Below are 17,911 nucleotides of genomic sequence, written 5' to 3'. Positions count from 1 at the left end.
CCCGTCCACCTGATCTATGACCGCAAAAAACGGTTATGAAAGCAGCATTCTGCTGACGATATACTTCCCGGCACTCCCCACCATTCATCCATCAAAGAGCCGCAATGACTGTCCGCACCGTACTGAAAATGGGCGATCCGATCCTGCTGCTGCAGGCTGAACCGGTCGCCGCGTTCGATACGCCAGAGCTGCATGAACTGGTCGCCGATCTGTTCGAGACCATGCACGCCTACAACGGTGTCGGCATTGCCGCACCGCAGATCGGTGTGAGCCTGCAGGTGGTGATCTTCGGCTTCCAGCAGAACCCGCGTTACCCGGCTGCCGAGGCCGTGCCGGAAACGGTGCTGATCAACCCGGTGCTTACCGCGTTGACTGATGAGGAAGAACTGGGCTGGGAAGGCTGCCTGTCCGTGCCCGGCCTGCGGGGCGAAGTGCCGCGCCATACCCAGTTGCGCTACCAAGGCTTCGACGCCCACGGCAACGTGATCGACCGGACGGTATCCGGCTTTCACGCCCGCGTGGTGCAACACGAATGCGATCACCTGTGGGGCGTTCTCTACCCCAGGCGGATTCGCGATCTGACCCGCTTTGGGTACAACGAGGTGCTGTTTCCAGACTTGCAGGATCGTGGTGACGATTGAATGCAGTACCCGGCATTGACCTATTGACACCCATCGCCTACCAAGGGTTATCACTGCATTGAAATAGTTCCCCTGCTCCGGCATCATTTCCGGCTATTTTTTTCGGCTGCCGCAACAGCGCATCACCTTGCGCCGTTGCACGCCATTACCAAGATTTGCCGAGATGACCTCCTCCACCGCGCATTGTTTTCGCCTGAAAAACTGGGCGGCTTGGGCTCCGGGATTGCCGGATGCCGAAAGCTGGCTGGCGTGGGCACGCGGCGAGCGGCAGATTGGTGTCGACGGCGAACCTGCCGTAGCAGCCATGCCCCCCATGCTGCGGCGGCGCGCGCAGCGGTTCGGCCGCATCGCGCTTGAATCGCTGTACGCACTCCCCGACGACACCAGCCCGATCGTGTTTGCTTCCCGGCATGGCGAAGTGCCGCGTTCGGTCGAACTGCTGCAGTCGCTGGCCAGCAGTGGCGAGGTATCGCCGCAATCGTTCAGCATGGCAGTCCACAACGCGACAGCCGGCTTGTTCACCATTGCCAGCAAACAAGTCGTCAACGTCACCGCGATTGCTGCCGGTCGCGACAGCGCCTTGGCGGGCATCGTCGAAGCGCTCGGGCTGCTGGCAGATGGTGCGAATAGTGTCCGGTTAATACTGTGCGATGCCCCGCTACCCGAGATTTACGCCGACTTTGCCGCCGCCAATTCCAGCGCCGATGCCGCACCCTATTCATGCGTACTGGCGTTGATGCGTGGCGACGACTTCTCGCTGCAAACCCAGGCAGGCGTGCACCTCGACAACAATGAACCTGGGCTGGCACTGCTGCGTTTCATGCTCGGCACCGCCACAACGCAGGCATTAAGCGACGGCTGGCAGCTCGTACGCAATGAATCCACCCCATTCATCCACCCCGCCGTTTACGCTGGCAATTAGAACACTCAGGCAAGGAAGCAAGACGCATGACACCCCCGCTCAATCCCTTGGTCGATGAAATCAAGACCCTGATCATCGATAGCCTGAATCTTGAGCACGTTACACCGGCAGATATTGAGACCGATGCACCGTTGTTTGTTGAGGGTCTGGGCCTGGACTCCATCGACGCGCTGGAACTTGGCGTGGCACTACAGAAACGCTACGGGCTGAGCCTGTCTGCCGATTCAGCCGAAACACGACAACACTTCGCCTCGGTGGCGACGCTGGTCGCCTTCGTCAGCGCCAATCGCACCAAATAACAGGCCATCTGTACACGCATGTCTTGGCTTTCCGGCCTGATCGGGCTCGTTTTTCCGCTGTTGTTCTGGTTGTTCCACTGGCTTGGCTGGCCATTCTGGCTAGCCGGACTCGCCTTGCTGCCGCTTGCCTGGCACAAACGCCATGCGCTGCCCGGCGCCGGCTGGATCGGGCCGATTGCGCTACTGCTCGGCGCAGCCGCCCTGATCGCGCGCTCGGATTTGCCGGTCAAGCTTTACCCGGTGCTGGTCAATGCCGGCTTGCTTGCCGTCTTTGCTGCCAGCCTGCATGCGCCACAAACCGTGATCGAACGGTTGGCGCGCCTGCGCGAGCCGGATTTGCCGGAATCCGGCGTGCGTTACACCCGCAAAGTCACCCAAGCCTGGTGCGTGTTCTTCACCGCCAACGGCCTGATCGCGCTCGCCACCGTCTTTGCCCCGCCCAAAATCTGGGCGCTGTACAACGGCCTGATTGCCTACCTGCTGATCGGAACGATGTTTGGCATTGAATGGCTGATTCGCCGCCGGGTACGTCAACATGCTTGAGCCGCGCTATTCCTTAACGCTCGGCGCGCTAGCCGGTTCGGATGACTTGCCGGTTGCGCTGCACGGTGGCGAATTGCTCACACGGGCAACCCTGCGCCATGACGTCACGCAAGCCATCGCCACCCTCGCCGCCGCATCAGCCGCCGGCCCGATCGCCTTGTTCGAGCCGGACGTCTACCGCTTTACCGTCTGGCTATTAGCCGGTTGGCACGACCGCCGCACGGTCATCCTGCCGGGTGACAACACGGTGACAAGCTGTGCCGCCTTGCGCGAGCACGCCAACCTTTACATTGGCGATCTGGGCAACGGCAGCCTGACCGACTGGCGGTGCGATCCAGCCCCGCTTTCGCTCGCGCCGATTCCAGCCAACCATGTGGCGGTCGAGGTCTTCACATCCGGCTCTACCGGCGCGCCGCTACGCATTGCCAAGGCGCTGCATCAGCTCGACGCGGAAATGGCTGCGCAGCAGCAGCTGTTCGGCCAGCGCTGCCCACCCGGTACCCCGGTCGTCGGCACCGTTTCTCCGCAACATCTGTACGGGCTGCTCTTTCGCGTACTTTGGCCACTGAGTAGTGGCGGCGTACTCGTCGGCGACACCATCGCCTACCCGGAAGGCTTGTGGCAGGCCGCCGAACGGCCAGCCATGCTGATCAGCAGCCCGGCCTTTCTCAAACGGCTGCCGGATCATCTGGCGTGGCCGGAATTGGCTAGGCATTTCTGTGCCATCGTTTCCTCTGGCGGGCCGTTGCCAGCAGAGGCCAGTCGCGACGCGACGCGACGGCTGGGCGTATCGGTGCATGAAATCTATGGCAGTTCGGAAACCGGCGGCATTGCCTGGCGGAACGACCCAACGGCAGATTGGGCGGCCTTGCCCGGCGTCGCGGTCAAGGTGGATGAAGAAGGTGCGCTGTATGCCCGCTCGCCCTTCCTGCCCGACCAGGACTGGTTCGCCTGTGCCGACCGTGCCGAGCTGACCACCAGCGGTTTCCGGCTGCTCGGCCGCGCCGACCGCATCGCCAAGATCGAAGAAAAACGCATCTCGCTCACCCGCATCGAAGACGCCTTGCGCGCAAGCGGCTGGATCGACGATGCACGGGTCACGGTGCTGGAAGGCGCACGTGCAGAGGTTGGCGCGGCCGTGGTGCTCAATGCCACCGGCCGCAATGAGCTAGCCACCCAGGGCGAACCCGCCTTCACCCGCACCTTGCGCACCCTGCTCGCGCAAAGCATCGAGCGGATCGGCCTGCCGCGCCGCTGGCGCTTTGTCACCACCCTGCCGCAGAACGCAATGGGCAAGATCGCCGCTCACGATATCGCAGCACTATTCGCCCCGCAGCGCTGGCCGCAGGTGATCACCGAACAAACCACCGGCAACACCGCTACGCTTGAATTGGCAATCGGGCGGGAGCTGGCCTGGTTCGACGGGCACTTTGCCGGCTCGCCGGTGCTGGCTGGCGTGGTGCAGATCGAATGGGCCGTGCATTTTGCCCGTAAGCTGCTTACACTGCCGCCGCATTTTGCCGGCATGGATGCGATCAAGTTCCAGCACGCCATCCTGCCCGGCGCTGTGGTGACGCTCACGCTGGAATGCAAGCCGGAGCGGGGACAATTACAGTTTGTTTATCAGAAGGGCCAGTACGTGTGTGCCAGCGGTAAATTGCGATTCAACGAAGACCGAGCAGAAGGAGAAGCCGGCAATGACTGAGGTGGCAATGCATAGACCATGCGCCATCGTGCCGGTCTACAACCATGAACATGCAGTTGGCCGGGTGGTGGCCGCATTGCGTGCGGCGGGCTTGCCGGTGATTCTGGTCGACGACGGCAGCAGCGCGGCCTGTGCGCAGGTGCTCGATGCACTGGCAAGCGGCGACGATATCGAACTGCTGCGTCACTCGCACAATCAGGGCAAGGGAGCCGCAGTGCTGTACGGGCTGCGCCATGCATTCGAGCGCGGCTATACCCATGCCCTGCAACTTGATGCGGATGGTCAGCACGACGTGGCCGACGTCCCCAAATTCCTGCGGCTCTCCGCCACCCACCCCGACAGCATCATCTGCGGCGTACCGATCTTTGACGAAACCGTCCCCAAAGAACGCCTGTACGGCCGCTACCTGACTCATGTATTCGTGTGGATCGTCACGCTTAGCCTGCGCATTCGCGATTCGATGTGCGGTTTCCGGCTGTACCCGCTCGCCGAGTCCATGCACGTCATCCAGCATGCGCCCATCGGCCGGCACATGGATTTCGACTCCAGCATCATCGTGCGGCTGGATTGGGCCGGCGTACCCATCCTCACCGTACCCACCCGCGTGCATTATCCGCAGGATGGCGTTTCGCATTACCGCCTGTGGTGTGACAACCTGCTGATGGTCTGGCAAGGCGTCCGGCTCCTGATCGGCATGCTGCCGCGTTTGCCGATGTTGCTGTGGCGCGTCGTCACCGGCCGCGCTGGCGAACGAACCGCTTAGCCCCGCATGCAATCTTCGCATTGGGCCAAAATTGGCGAAGCCGGCTTTCTCTCCGGCATGAAATTGATGTTCGCCATCTACCACCGGCTCGGGCGCTGGCCATTCCGGCTGGTGCTCTATCCGGTACTGGCTTGGTACGTACTCACCAACGCCATCGCGCGCCACGCCTCCAAGGACTATCTGACCCGGCTGCACCGTGCGTCAGCCGGTCACACGCCGCCCCCTACGCTTGCCAATATCTATCGGCACTTCACCGCCTTCGCCGAGATGATGCTCGACAAGCTGCTGGTCTGGAGCGGCGATCTCGATCGCGTGATCTACGCCATCGAAAACCCGGGCGTCTTAAGAGACCGGATGGCCGCCGGCCAGGGCGCGGTGATCGTGACGGCGCATATTGGCAATGCCGAGCTGTGCCGTGTGCTCGCGCGCGAGAAAAGCAGCATCCGGCTGAACGTGCTGGTGCATACGCCACAAGCCCAGCGCTTCAACCAGCTGATGCGCGAGCTGAACCCGGCCAGCCAGATTGATTTGATCCAGGTGAGCGATATCTCTGCCGCCACCGCCATGCTCTTGGCCGAGCGCGTTGAGGCTGGCGAATTTGTCGTCATTGCCGGCGATCGCGTGCCGTTGTCGGATAGCAACGCACACGCCAGCGGCATCGTTGAGGTCGATTTCCTCGGCGCGGCCGCACCGCTGCCATTCGGCCCCTATCTGCTCGCCAGCCTGTTCAAATGCCCGCTGATCGGCATGATCGCCTGTCGCCGCAACAACTGCTTTCACATCACCCTCGCCACCCTGGCTGAACGCGTCGTGCTGCCCCGGCAGAACCGGCGGGCCGCCGCTGCCGAACCCGCGCAAGCGTTCGCAGCTATGATGGCTAAGGAATGCAGCACCGCACCATTCCAGTGGTTCAACTTTTTCCCGTTTTGGACCCGATGAAACACATCCCCTTCGGCCCCGCACCACTCACCATCGACGACATCGTCGCCATCGCCCACGGCAACGCTCGCGCCGTACTCGACTCCTCGCCAGCGTTTCGCGCCCGCATCGATGCCGGCTCCGCCTTTCTGGATCGCTTGCTGGCGGAGGAAGGCGTGATCTATGGCGTTACCACCGGTTATGGCGACTCGTGCACCGTTGGCATTCCCATGCATCTGGTCGCCGAACTGCCACACCATCTGTACACCTATCACGGCTGCGGCTTGGGCGAGCATTTCGATGCACCGGCCACGCGGGCGATTCTCGCCGCGCGGCTGGCATCACTGACGCGCGGATTTTCCGGCGTGAGTTGGGGTTTGCTGGAACAGCTCGCCGCGCTGCTGGAACACGACATCCTGCCGCTGATCCCGGCCGAGGGTTCGGTCGGTGCCAGCGGCGACCTGACCCCGCTCTCCTACGTGGCCGCCGCGCTGTGCGGCGAACGCGACGTGCGCTTCCGGGGCCAGATCGTGCCGGCCGCCGAAGCCTTGGCGGCCGTCGGGCGCAAACCGTTCACGCTGCGCCCCAAGGAAGGCTTGGCGATCATGAACGGTACGGCGGTCATGACCGCATTGGCTTGCCTGGCATGGCAGCGTGCCGACTATCTATCCCGGCTGGCGACCCGCATCACCGCCCTGGCAGTCGTCACCGCTGGCGGCAACCCGTATCACTTTGACGCCACCTTGTTCTCGGTCAAGCCGCATGCCGGCCAACAAGCGATCGCCGCCCGTTTGCGCGCCGACCTGATGGATACCAACAGCCAGGATCATCGCTTGCAGGATCGCTACTCGCTCCGCTGTGCGCCACACGTGATCGGCGTCCTGCAAGACGCGCTGCCATTCTTCCGCAGCATGATCGAGAACGAACTCAACAGCGCCAACGACAACCCGATCATCGATGGTGAAGGCGAGCGGGTACTGCATGGCGGGCACTTCTACGGCGGCCACATCGCCTTCGCCATGGATAGCCTCAAGAACCTCGCCGCCAATGTAGCCGATCTGCTGGACCGGCAAATGGCGCTGCTGGTCGATGCCCGCTACAACAACGGCCTGCCCGCCAATCTTTCCGGCGCGACCGGCGAGCGAGCTGCCATCAACCACGGCTTGAAGGCATTGCAGATCAGCGCCTCGGCCTGGACTGCGGAAGCGCTGAAGCTGACCATGCCCGCCTCGGTATTCAGCCGCTCGACCGAATGCCACAACCAGGACAAGGTCAGCATGGGCACCATCGCGGCACGTGATTGCTTGCGTGTGCTCACGCTCACCGAGCAAGTCGTTGCCGCCATGCTGATCACCGTGCGCCAGGGCATCGCCTTGCGCGAGCGAACCGAAAACGGCGCTCTGCCGTTGCAAGCGGCGGCGGCGCAGTTCGTCGCCGACCTCAATGGCCAAATCCCTTTCATCAGCGAAGACAGCGCGCTGGAGCCCACGCTACGTGAGTTGCTGGCGGCGATCGCGGCGCACCGCTGGGCACTTTATGACTAAGACGCGACCGTCGAAATCTTCAACACCTCCCCCCTTTTTTGAAGGGGGGTTAGGGGGGGTTTCTGCGACATCTCAACTTGCAGCAGCCTCGAAATCCCCCTCGATCCCCCTTCAAAAAGGGGGAAGCAAGCAGTCCCCGAAACTGCGCAGCGCACGCGTCGAGCTCGTGCCGCAATTTCACGATCTCGATCCGCTGAACATCGTCTGGCACGGCAACTACCCACGCTATTTCGAACATGCCCGCACGGCACTGCTGCAAGACATCGGTTACGACGTACCGCAGATGCAGGCATCCGGCTACAGCTGGCCCGTGATCGAACTGAACATCCGTTACGCCAAACCGATCGGCTACCTGCAAAAAATCATCGTCGAAGCAACGCTGGTCGAATGGCAGAACCGGTTGAAGGTCCAGTACGAAATCCGCGACGCAGCCAGTGACGAGAAGCTCACGCAGGGCCATACCGTGCAGGTCGCGGTCGCCATTGCCAGCGGCGAGATGTGCTTCGTATCGCCAGCCATCCTGTTTGAAAAGCTTGGAGTACCTCTCCCGTGAACCATGCCACGGACTTAGCAAATCGCATCGCCCCCCCTGTAGGAGCGAGCTTGCTCGCGATGGCAATGTGTCATTCGAAGCAGCGTCATCGCGAGCACCCCAAGGGTATTTCCAAGCTGAGCGACGGCAAGCCATCGCACGCTTGTGGGGCACAAGCTCGCTCCTGCAGAATTCGCTGCTTGCTTTGGGCATGCCTGTTCTTGTTCGCAATGACAAGCGCCCAGGCCAGCGACCTACTCGACCGCGTCGCCAAACAAGTCACCGACAGCCGCGTGGTACGCGGCGATTTCGCACAAACCCGCGAACTGGTCGGCGTGAAGAAGCCGCTCAAATCCACCGGCCATTTCGTGGTGGATAAGCAGCGCGGCGTGGTGTGGCAGACCATCAAACCGTTCGCCAGCAAGCTGAAAATCAGCCGGCAAGCGATCGTGCAAAAGAGCGGCGATCAGGTGTTGATGCAACTCTCGGCCGACAAGGAGCCGGCGGTAAAAACCGTCGGCACTGTGCTGTTCGCCTTGTTCGCCGGCGACTTTGCCACGCTGGAGCGTTATTTCAACGTGACTGGCGATGCCAGCGTGAAAGGCTGGCAGCTGCAGCTCGCCCCCAAGGATGCGGCGCTCGCCAAACTGATTCGCGGGCTGAAACTCGATGGCAGCAAGGCCATCGACCAGATCGAGCTGGATGCGGCCAGCGGCGATGTCACGCGCATCACCTTCAGTCAGGTCAGCAATGGCGATGCTTTGCTCCCTGCGGAAATTGCTGATTTTGAATAAGAGCCGGACATTTCAATTTTCGCTGTTCCATCCCCCCTTTTTTGAAGGGGGAAGTAAAACCCTGCAGCGGGGCGTAGCACCCAGGTGACCGAAACCCGCCTCTGGCGCACGCTCGCCCTCGTCTGGTTACTGGTGCTGCTCACGGCGGGCGGGTGGCTGACGCTCACTCACGCCCAACTCGGTCAACGACTCGATACCGATCTCTTCGCCCTGTTGCCGCGTAATGAACACGATGCCGTCGCCGAAAAAGCGCTGGCTTCACTCGCCAAGGCATCCGAGCGGCAACTGATCGTACTGGTCGGCGCGCAGGACAAAACCCGTGCCGCGCACGCTGCTGATCTCATCGCCGCCAAGCTCAAGCCCTTGCCGCTCAGTGACGAAAGCAACCGCCTCGATCTCGCCACCCTGCGTGATTTCTACGCACAGTACCGCGATGCCCTCGTCACCCCAGCCGACCGCAAACTGCTGCAGTCCTCCTATGACTGGCATAACCAGGCGCTTGCCAATGCCTATGCCACTGTCTCGACCAGCGGCCTGGCGTGGCAAGACGACCCGTTCGGCTTGTTCGGCCACTGGCTCGCCAGCCTTGGAGACATGAGCCGGGTGCGACCGGATGGCGGCAAATTGTGGGTCGAAGCTGATGGCCGTCATTACGCGGTATTGATGTACACCGTAGCGGGCAGCGCTTTTTCGTTCGATGTGCAAAAACGCGTGGCGGCCGGGCTGGATCAAGCCATTGCCGACCTGAAGACAGCACAGCCCGACGCCGTTGTGTTGCGCGCCGGTGTCGTTTTGCACGCCGCCAAAGCTGCCGCGCAAGCCGAGCACGAGATGTCCACCATCGGTATCGGCTCACTGATCGGCATCGTGCTGCTGGTGCTACTGGTGTTTCGCGGCTGGCGGGCCTTGCCGCTGGTGGCGTTGTCGATCGGCACCGGCACGACCATTGCCGCCGCCGTGACGTTCGCCGTCTACGCCAAGGTCCACATGCTGACGCTGGTCTTCGGCGCCAGCCTGATTGGCGTAGCAGTTGATTTCAGCTTGTTGCTGCACGCGACCAGCCTCGGCGCAGCCGTACCAGCTGGCAAACGGCTGGAGCGCTTGCTGCCCAGCCTGTTGATCGCCACCGTCTTCACCGCGCTGGCGTACTTGTGGCTGATGGCCACGCCCTTCCCCGGGCTGGCGCAAATGGCCGTATTCGCTGCCACTGGCATTGCTTCGGCTTGGCTATCCGAACTGGTGTGGTATCCCCGGCTTGCCCCAACCAAGCTGGAGCCGGGTTGGCTCGGTGAACAGCTTCTGCGTCTACTGGCCCATTGGCCACGCATCCAGCGCCCCCGTACCGCGCTGATCCTGTTGCTGCTGATTGCCCCGGTGTTGATTGGCGGGCTGCTGAAACTGGAACGCCGCGATGATGTCCGCGCACTGGCCGGCATCGATCCGCAATTGATGGCCGAGCAAATGGAAATCAGCAAGCTGTTGGGACTAGCCAGCCCCGCGCAGCTTTATTTCGTCACCGGGCACGATCCGCAACAAGTGCTGGAGCGTGAAACGGCATTGGCGCGGCAGCTGGATGACTTTGTCGCCCGGCATGAAATCGATAGCTACCAAGCCATCACCCGCTGGCTGCCACCGCTGACTGAACAAATCGCCATTGCGCATGAGCGTGCAGTCCTGCGCGCTCAGGCATTGCTCAACAGCTTGGCCGACGACATCGGCTTGCCCGCCGAGTGGATACGCCGCCAACAAACTACGACACCACCCCTCACGCTGGAAAACTGGCTCGCCTCGTCCGCCTCGCTGCCAGCCCGTCACCTGTGGCTGGGCAAGATGCCGGACGGCAGTTACGCCAGCATGGTGATGCTGAGCGGCTTCTGGAATACAGCGACCCGGCAGAATTTGGCTGCGCTCCAGCTACCCGGCGTGCGCTGGGTGGATAAGGCGCAAGAGGTATCCGATCTGCTGGGCCGCTATCGCGACCGGCTCGGTCTGAGCCTGATCGCCGCTTATGTGCTGACCGCATTGATCCTATGGCGACGCTACCGGCGCGATACCTGGCGCGTACTCGCGCCATCGCTCCTCGCCAGCATCGCCACGCTGGCACTCTTTGGCTGGATCGGCATTCCGCTGCAATTGCTCACCGTGCTGACCTTGCTGCTCTTGCTCGGCATGGGCATCGACTACGGCATCTTCGTCAACGAGCATCCGGGTGAGGTCCGCATCCGGCTGGCCATTTCGCTCGCAGCAGTCTGCACCATCCTATCCTTCGGCCTGCTGGCATTCAGCCGCACGCCGGCCCTCTCCACCTTTGGCATCGCGACGCTATCCGGCGTTGGCCTTGCCTGGTTGATCGCCCCTTGTTTGCGCCGCAGCGGCGCAGACGTCGCCCTATTTACCGAGACCCCATCCCATGAGCAGTAAACCCCGCGAACAAACCGATGTGCTGGTGATCGGTGCAGGCCCGGCCGGTGCTGTCGCCGCGGCGCTCTTGCGTCGGCAAGGCCGGCACGTGGTGGTGCTGGAAAAGGAAACCTTCCCGCGCTTTTCGATTGGCGAGAGTCTGCTGCCCCAATGCATGGAATGGATCGAGAAAGCCGGCTTGCTGCAAGACGTGGTCGAAGCCGGCTTCCAGTACAAGAACGGTGCGGCATTCGTCTGCGGTGACGACTACACCGATTTCGATTTTCGCGACAAATTCTCTGCCGGCTGGGGCACCACCTATCAGGTGCAGCGCGCCACCTTCGACAAGGTGCTGGCTGATGGCGCAGCCAGGCAAGGTGCGGATATCCGCTACCGGCATACAGTGTTGGAAGCGCATGTGGAAGGCGACGCGCCGTGGCTGAAAGTGCGCGATGCGGATGGCAACGACTACGAGATCGAAGCAGCCTTCGTGCTCGACGCCAGCGGTTTCGGCCGCACCCTGCCACGCCTGCTCGATCTGGAAACACCATCCGACTTCCCGGTGCGTGGCGCGATCTTCACCCATATTGCGGATGGCATTCCCCTGGGTACGTTCGATCGCAACAAGATCCGCGTCACCATCCACCCTGAACATCAGGACGTGTGGTACTGGCTGATTCCGTTTTCAAATGGCCGCTGCTCGCTCGGCGTCGTCGCCGCGCAACCGTTTCTGGATCGCTACACCGGCAGTGATACCGAACGATTGCAGGCACTGGTGAACGAAGACCCGTCACTCGCCACCTTGCTGGCAAATGCAACATGGGACACGCCAGCGCGGCATATCAGCGGCTATGCGGCCAACGTCAAATCCTTGTGGGGCCAGCACTACGCGCTGCTGGGCAACGCCGGCGAATTCCTCGACCCGGTGTTTTCCAGCGGCGTAACCATCGCCATGACCTCGGCGCATCTGGCCGCAGGCTTGCTGGCGCGCCAGTTCAACGGTGAAACGGTGGATTGGCAAAGCGAATATGCCGTGCCGCTCAAACGCGGTGTCGATACCTTCCGCGCCTTCGTCAACGCGTGGTACGACGGCCGCTTCCAGCAGTTGATCTTCTACAAGGACAAAAACGCTGATATCCGCCGGATGATCTCCGCCATTCTGGCCGGCTATGCATGGGATCAGACCAACCCGTGCGTGCAGCAGCCGGAGCGCTGGTTGAATGCCTTGGTGAAAGCATGCGCGCCGGATTGATGGCACTGGCGGCGCTAGCGCTGGCCGCATGCGCAGCGCTGACCACGCCCGCGCTCTGGCACGTTGCACCATCATCGCTGGGCCCGGATCGCACGATGGCCCAGCAGATCAGCATCGATGCCGCCGGCCAGCATTGGACCATCGACGCCGCCACCGAGATCGACAGCAACCATCTGCGCGTGGTGTTGATGGCACTCGGCCTGCGTGCGCTAAGCCTCGATTATGACGGCGACACGCTACAGGCCGAAAAAGGCAGCGTGCCGTTCAAGCTGCCGCCAGAGCAGCTCATCAACGACCTGTTGCTGGCCTATACCCCGCTCGATGCATTGCGTGCCGCATTGCCAAGCGGCTGGAGCGTCGATGCGGTCGGCAACACGCGCACCTTGCTGCGCAACGGTCAGATCGTCGCCGTGGTGACCTACTTATCCGGCAATCCGCCCGCCGCCCAAGCACCGTGGGCCAGCCGCATCAAGCTGGAACACCGCGATGCGGGCTATATATTGACCATCGACTCCGCCGCGACCGATTCCGAATGAGCGACTTCGAATGACCGCATCCCGCCCTCCCGTTTATCTCAATGCCTTGGGCCTGCTCTGCGCGCTGGGCAACGACGTGGCCACCGTGCGCCACAATCTGTTCAGCGGCAGCAGCCCCGGCATGCAACAGACGGATGCCTACAGCCCCGGTCGCACGCTGACGCTCGGGCTAATCGATGCAGCGCTCCCCAGCGTCGCGCATCTGCCTATCGGCCTGCGCTCGCGCAACAACGCGGTGTTGCTGGCTGCGCTGGCGCAAATCCGCCCCGAACTGGATCGGCTGTGTGCCGGCGTACCGCCAGAACGCATCGCCATCGTGCTTGGCACCAGCACCTCAGGTATCGCCGAGGGCGAAGCTGCCATAGCGGCCCACACCACCACGGGCCAGTTCCCTCCAGCGTTCGATTACGCGCAACAAGAGTTGGGTGGGCCGGCGGCCCTGCTGCAATACGAGTTGGGTACGCGCGGGCCAGCGTATTGCGTTTCTACCGCCTGCACATCGAGCGCCAAGGCGTTGGCCAGCGGCGCACGACTACTGCAAGCCGGCTTGGCCGATGTTGTTTTGGCGGGCGGTGTCGATACCTTGGCGCGATTTACCATCGCCGGGTTTTCGTCACTGGAGGCGGTCGATGCAGCGCGTTGCCGGCCGTTTTCCGCCACCCGCTGCGGCATCAACATCGGTGAAGGCGCAGCCTTGTTCGTGATGAGCCGCGAACCCGACGATGGCGCAGTGCAACTGGCCGGTTGGGGCGAGACCTCCGATGCCCACCATATTTCCGCGCCAGACCCGACCGGGGCCGGGGCAATCGCGGCCATCACCCAAGCGCTGGCCCGCGCCAATCTCAGTGCGACCGACATCGGCTACGTCAATCTGCACGGCACAGCCACACCACAAAACGATGCAATGGAAGCCCTCACCGTCACCGGCATGCTGCCGGGTGTGCCGGCCAGCTCAACCAAGTCGCTAACCGGCCATACGCTCGGTGCGGCCGGTGCAATCGAAGCCGCCTTCTGCTGGCTGGCGCTGACCGATGCCGAGCACCGCCTACCACCGCATGTGTGGGACGGCGTCGCTGATCCGGCCCTGCCAGCACTGCCGCTGGTCAACGTTGGCCAGACTGGCGAAATCCGCGCCGCGCTATCGAATTCGTTTGCCTTTGGCGGCAACAATATTGCGCTGGTGCTGACCCGATGACCTCCGTGCCAGACCCCATACCAAACAATCTGCCGACCATCGCCGAACTCGTCCCCCATTCCGGCCCGATGCGCTTGCTGGATGCGGTGCTGGCCCTCGCGCCCGGCGAAATTGTCGCAGGCGTCACCCCTCGGGCGGATTCGCTGTTTTGCAATACTGGTCAGATCGGCGCGTGGGTCGGGATCGAATACATGGCGCAAGCGATGGCGGCGCTGGCGGGGTGGGAAGCACGCGAACGCGGCGAACCGGTGAAACCGGGGCTGCTGCTTGGCACCCGCAAATACGTCTGTCACGTGAGCGGTTTTGCGCTGGGCGAACCGCTGTCGATCCATGCCAAACATGACTTCGCCGCTGGCAACGGCATGACAATGATGGCTTGTGAGATCCGCGCTGCCGATGGAAAGCTGCTCGCCGAGGCTACGCTCTCCGTCTTGCAACCAGACAACTTCGACACCCTGCTGCAGAACAATCAGGAGCAACAAGCTTGAGCACCGTCCTCGTCACCGGCTCCAGTCGTGGCATCGGCCGCGCCATCGCCTTGCGGTTGGCACGTGATGGCTACGACGTCATCCTGCATTGCCGCAGCCGCCTCGATGAAGCCGAAGCCGTCGCTGCCGAAATCGTCGCGCTGGGACGTAACGCCCGCATCCTGCAATTCGATGTCGCCGACCGGGCCGCCACTCGCGCGGCACTTGAGGCTGATGTTGCCGAATATGGCGCACCGTATGGCGTGGTCTGCAATGCCGGCATCGCCGCCGACAACGCGTTTCCGGCCATGACCGATGCGCAATGGGACGGCGTAATTCACACCAACCTCGACGCCTTCTACAACGTACTCCACCCGCTGACCATGCCGATGATCCAGACCCGCAAGCCGGGCCGCATCGTGGCGCTGTCGTCGGTTTCCGGCCTGATCGGTAATCGCGGCCAAGTGAATTACAGCGCCGCCAAGGCAGGCATCATCGGCGCGGCCAAGGCGCTGGCGCTGGAACTGGCCAAGCGCAACATCACCGTCAATTGCGTCGCGCCGGGGCTGATCGAGACCGAAATGGTCGATCCGCTGGTGCTGGAACAGGCAATGAAAATGATCCCGGCACAACGGGTCGGGCGGCCGGAGGAAGTCGCGGCGGCAGTGAGCTTTTTGCTGTCGCCGGATGCCGGCTACATCACGCGGCAGGTGATTTCGGTGAACGGTGGGTTGGCGTGACCACGCTGCCTGCGGCTCTGACTGTGCTGCTGATCGATAGCCGTTCGGATCGTGCAGCGCACCTACCCGATATCGCGCAGCTGTCGGAATCCAGCCAAACCCGCCTCGCCCAAATCCACGCCCCCGTGCGCCGCAAGCAATTCATCCTCGGGCGGGTGTTATTGGCACAAGCTGCTGCCCGCCAATTGGGCCGGGACTATCCGTTAGTCGATATCGTTGAGGGTGCGCTTTATCCCGTCTTTGCCACCGCACCGGAATTGCAGGGCAGCATCTCGCATAGCGGCGATCTTGTTGCCGCCACGGTCAATGCGGATCGCTATGGGCTGGATATCGAGAACTGCACCAGAAAGCGCGATGCGATTGCGCTCTCGGCCCATGCCTTTCATGCCGATGAAGCGCAATGGATTGCCCAAGCAGATGCCATTGAGGCCAAGCGGCGTTTCTTTCTGCTGTGGACTTTGCGGGAAGCAGCGTTCAAAGCGGGGTTGCGTGAACATGTTGTCGGCGGAGACAGCCTGCTGACCAACGAAGACATCTCACCGGCATGGGGCTGGGCCAGCGCGATGCATGGCTCGTATCGCATTACGGTTGTCGGGCCGCAGCCATGCGAGTTGGCGCTGCTGGATATTGGCGTCCCACCGTAGCCCGGACGGCTTTGCCGGCCGGGGATGTGATGCTGGCTAAGGCCCCCCCGCCGGAGGTTGCTCACACAGCGGCCCCGGCCGGAAGTTGGTTACATAGCGCCCCCGGGCCCGGGGGCATTCACATAGCGGCCCCGGCCGGCAATGCCGTCCGGGCTACGGCTCGTGCGGAAGATTGCGCGATCACTTCGCCGCTACGTCGCTCGCCGCGCCCTTGCCCGCCTTTTGATACGCCAGGTAATAGCGGCTGACCGTATTCACGTAATCCAGCAAGCGCGGGCCGACGCTCTTGCGGGCGACGGTTTCGACGTTGCCCTGCCAGCGGTTCGGGTCCAATCCTTGTTTGGCGGCTTGGCGGCGTAGTTGCTGGATGCGGCCTTCGCCGGCGTTGTAGGCGGCAATCATGAAATACAGCTGGTCATCGTCTGACACGCCGGCGTTGTCGAACAGCCGCCGCAGATAGGCAAGGTAACGCCCGGCGGCAGTGATATTGCCTTCATTGCCGTGCGGATCGGTCACGCCCATCTTGCGCGCCGTTTGTGGATTGACCTGCATCACTCCGGTGGGGCCGCCGTTCTTGCGCACCATCGGCGTGAGCTTGGTTTCGCGCTGGCCGATGGCGGCGAGCAATAGCCAATCAAGGTTATTGGCACTGGCAACCAACTGAAAAGCCGGGGCGAAGAAGCCGAGTTTGTCGATCGGGTCGATCTGGGTCGGCGTCGGCACCGCGCCATCGTCAGAGAGGTAACGCTGGGTGACCTTCGCCGCTGTTTCGGCCAGTTTCGGGCCTTGCTGGGTGATGAAGCGGTCCAGCGTGTCTTTCAGCACCGGTTGGTCTTTCGAAACCGCCCAAGCCACCGAGCCCGGCTGATCGATACAGTTGCCGACCTTCACATTGGGAAAGCGCTTGCTCCACAGATCGAGCACGTAGCGGCTTGCCAGTGTGGCTTTGCCGTCCGCGCCCGGCTTGTTCAGGCCGCCGAGCAGCTTTTCGCTGCTGCTGCCGAGCGGGGCTTCCTCATACGACTTGCCGCTGTCTTCCAGCACCCGCTTGCCGTAGCTGGCACCGGGCAGCAGCAACTTGTCGAAGGGTTCATCCGTCGCTGGCGCATTACGGTTCTGCGCCACGCACCAGCGGTCGGTCAGATACGGTTGGGTGAAGGCGACGAGGGTTTTGGCGGCGTCGTTCACCGGCATCAGGCCGGCTGCGATATCACCTTCGCCATTCTTCAGCATCGGGATCAACTCGCCGGAGTCGACCGGAATCAGCTGCAGCTTGACCGCCTGCGCGCCCTTGGCTTTTTGCTTGTTCAGGAATTTTTCCAGCTCCAGCAGCATGGCGTATTCGACACCGTGCGGCTTGCCCTTGGCGATGAAATAGGTTGATGCGCCCTGCGCCACCAGCACCCGTAGACGCGCAGGCGGCTTGGCTGGGTCGAAGGGTGCATCACCGAGTTCGCTCGCTGGTGCAGCATCCGGCTGTGGATTTTCGGCAGCTGCCACGGGCTTGTGCGCCGCCTTGGCCACTTTGGCCTTGGCATGCCGGGCGGCCCAGACGGAAGAGGCCGGCACGGTGGCCAGCCCCAAACCCATGAAAAATAAGGTAGTTCTGATTGATGTCAGACGCATTCGACCATTCTAGCCGAAACCTCTTGTCATACCGGTGGTGTTATCTCACTTGCCTGTCGCTCTACCTGCCGCCATGAAAACCCATCGCCATCGGTAGGTTGGGTTGAGCGCAGTGTTCAGCCGGGAGACATAGGTAACACTTGTCGGGAGACATGGGTAACACCTTTTATGATCATCGCCTTACCATTCACAGGAGCAGGCGATGCCTTGGAAGGAGTATTCCACCATGTCCTCACGCCACGAATTCGTCTTGCTGGCCCAAGCCCCCGGCGCCAATGTCCGTGCGCTGTGCCACGCCTTCAACATCAGCCCCAAGACCGGCTACAAATGGCTGGCCCGCTTCGCTGAACACGGCGCCGCCGGGTTGCAGGATCGCTCCCGCCGACCCCT

The 17,911-nt window shown here is 62.5% G+C and carries 19 protein-coding genes; 18 read left to right on the top strand and 1 reads right to left on the bottom strand.

The window, feature by feature from the left end; translation table 11 throughout:
- The first annotated feature begins 104 nt into the window (after positions 1-104).
- From def to BR41_RS11740, 17 genes are all read left to right on the top strand, one after another.
- On the top strand, positions 105-641 hold the full coding sequence (def, locus tag BR41_RS11820; RefSeq protein ID WP_035056711.1) for a peptide deformylase: 537 nt from the start codon (positions 105-107) through the stop codon (positions 639-641).
- A gap of 163 nt (positions 642-804) precedes the next feature.
- On the top strand, positions 805-1,563 hold the full coding sequence (locus tag BR41_RS11815; protein ID WP_051710788.1) for a beta-ketoacyl synthase chain length factor: 759 nt from the start codon (positions 805-807) through the stop codon (positions 1,561-1,563).
- Between the two features lie 26 nt (positions 1,564-1,589).
- A complete protein-coding gene (locus tag BR41_RS11810) occupies positions 1,590-1,862 on the top strand; it encodes a phosphopantetheine-binding protein (protein WP_035056708.1) in 273 nt (90 codons plus the stop codon).
- An 18-nt stretch (positions 1,863-1,880) separates the two neighbouring features.
- Positions 1,881-2,405: a COG4648 family protein gene (locus tag BR41_RS11805; RefSeq protein WP_035056705.1), complete on the top strand. Its 525-nt coding sequence runs from the start codon at positions 1,881-1,883 to the stop codon at positions 2,403-2,405.
- Positions 2,398-4,110, top strand: coding sequence for an ApeI family dehydratase (locus BR41_RS11800; protein ID WP_051710785.1), 1,713 nt, complete (start codon positions 2,398-2,400; stop codon positions 4,108-4,110). Before BR41_RS11805 ends, BR41_RS11800 begins: the two co-directional genes overlap by 8 nt.
- Positions 4,111-4,117: 7 nt before the next feature.
- Positions 4,118-4,873, top strand: a complete 756-nt coding sequence (locus BR41_RS11795; RefSeq protein WP_051710862.1) for a glycosyltransferase family 2 protein — start codon at positions 4,118-4,120, stop codon at positions 4,871-4,873.
- Between the two features lie 6 nt (positions 4,874-4,879).
- Complete coding sequence (locus BR41_RS11790) at positions 4,880-5,812, top strand: lysophospholipid acyltransferase family protein (protein ID WP_035056703.1); 933 nt, start codon at positions 4,880-4,882, stop codon at positions 5,810-5,812.
- A complete protein-coding gene (locus tag BR41_RS11785; RefSeq protein ID WP_035056700.1) occupies positions 5,809-7,335 on the top strand; it encodes an HAL/PAL/TAL family ammonia-lyase in 1,527 nt (508 codons plus the stop codon). The genes BR41_RS11790 and BR41_RS11785 overlap by 4 nt, the downstream gene beginning before the upstream one ends.
- A gap of 166 nt (positions 7,336-7,501) precedes the next feature.
- The gene (locus tag BR41_RS11780) at positions 7,502-7,888 is read left to right on the top strand and encodes an acyl-CoA thioesterase (RefSeq protein ID WP_245615866.1); all 387 of its coding nucleotides are present in this window, start codon (positions 7,502-7,504) and stop codon (positions 7,886-7,888) included.
- 209 nt (positions 7,889-8,097) lie between these two features.
- Complete coding sequence (locus tag BR41_RS11775; RefSeq protein ID WP_051710783.1) at positions 8,098-8,661, top strand: LolA family protein; 564 nt, start codon at positions 8,098-8,100, stop codon at positions 8,659-8,661.
- An 84-nt stretch (positions 8,662-8,745) separates the two neighbouring features.
- A complete protein-coding gene (locus BR41_RS11770) occupies positions 8,746-11,082 on the top strand; it encodes an MMPL family transporter (protein ID WP_035056698.1) in 2,337 nt (778 codons plus the stop codon).
- The gene (locus BR41_RS11765; protein ID WP_035056696.1) at positions 11,072-12,313 is read left to right on the top strand and encodes an NAD(P)/FAD-dependent oxidoreductase; all 1,242 of its coding nucleotides are present in this window, start codon (positions 11,072-11,074) and stop codon (positions 12,311-12,313) included. Before BR41_RS11770 ends, BR41_RS11765 begins: the two co-directional genes overlap by 11 nt.
- On the top strand, positions 12,298-12,849 hold the full coding sequence (locus BR41_RS11760; RefSeq protein WP_169741290.1) for a DUF3261 domain-containing protein: 552 nt from the start codon (positions 12,298-12,300) through the stop codon (positions 12,847-12,849). The genes BR41_RS11765 and BR41_RS11760 overlap by 16 nt, the downstream gene beginning before the upstream one ends.
- Before the next feature lie 10 nt (positions 12,850-12,859).
- Positions 12,860-14,044, top strand: coding sequence for a beta-ketoacyl-ACP synthase (locus BR41_RS11755; RefSeq protein WP_035056691.1), 1,185 nt, complete (start codon positions 12,860-12,862; stop codon positions 14,042-14,044).
- Positions 14,041-14,532, top strand: a complete 492-nt coding sequence (locus tag BR41_RS11750; RefSeq protein ID WP_051710781.1) for a hotdog family protein — start codon at positions 14,041-14,043, stop codon at positions 14,530-14,532. The genes BR41_RS11755 and BR41_RS11750 overlap by 4 nt, the downstream gene beginning before the upstream one ends.
- The gene (gene fabG, locus BR41_RS11745; RefSeq protein ID WP_035056689.1) at positions 14,529-15,251 is read left to right on the top strand and encodes a 3-oxoacyl-ACP reductase FabG; all 723 of its coding nucleotides are present in this window, start codon (positions 14,529-14,531) and stop codon (positions 15,249-15,251) included. Before BR41_RS11750 ends, fabG begins: the two co-directional genes overlap by 4 nt.
- Positions 15,248-15,895 carry a 4'-phosphopantetheinyl transferase family protein gene (locus BR41_RS11740; RefSeq protein ID WP_035056687.1) on the top strand — a complete coding sequence of 216 codons (648 nt, stop codon included), beginning with the start codon at positions 15,248-15,250 and terminating at the stop codon, positions 15,893-15,895. The genes fabG and BR41_RS11740 overlap by 4 nt, the downstream gene beginning before the upstream one ends.
- Positions 15,896-16,075: 180 nt before the next feature.
- Here the strand turns inward: BR41_RS11740 and BR41_RS11735 are convergent, their stop codons facing one another.
- Positions 16,076-17,521 (bottom strand): MltF family protein, encoded by a 1,446-nt coding sequence (locus BR41_RS11735; protein WP_084187079.1) that lies wholly within the window; start codon positions 17,519-17,521, stop codon positions 16,076-16,078.
- A 202-nt stretch (positions 17,522-17,723) separates the two neighbouring features.
- Here BR41_RS11735 and BR41_RS23615 point away from each other — a divergent pair.
- Positions 17,724-17,911: helix-turn-helix domain-containing protein (locus BR41_RS23615; RefSeq protein WP_156970670.1), on the top strand; the 188-nt coding region annotated here is incomplete at its 3' end.

The organism is Andreprevotia chitinilytica DSM 18519 (genome assembly GCF_000711875.1).
Taxonomy (GTDB): Bacteria; Pseudomonadota; Gammaproteobacteria; order Burkholderiales; family Chitinibacteraceae; genus Andreprevotia; species Andreprevotia chitinilytica.
The sequence above is the reverse complement of the archived record's forward strand: the minus strand, read 5'-3'. Positions and strand labels throughout refer to the sequence as shown.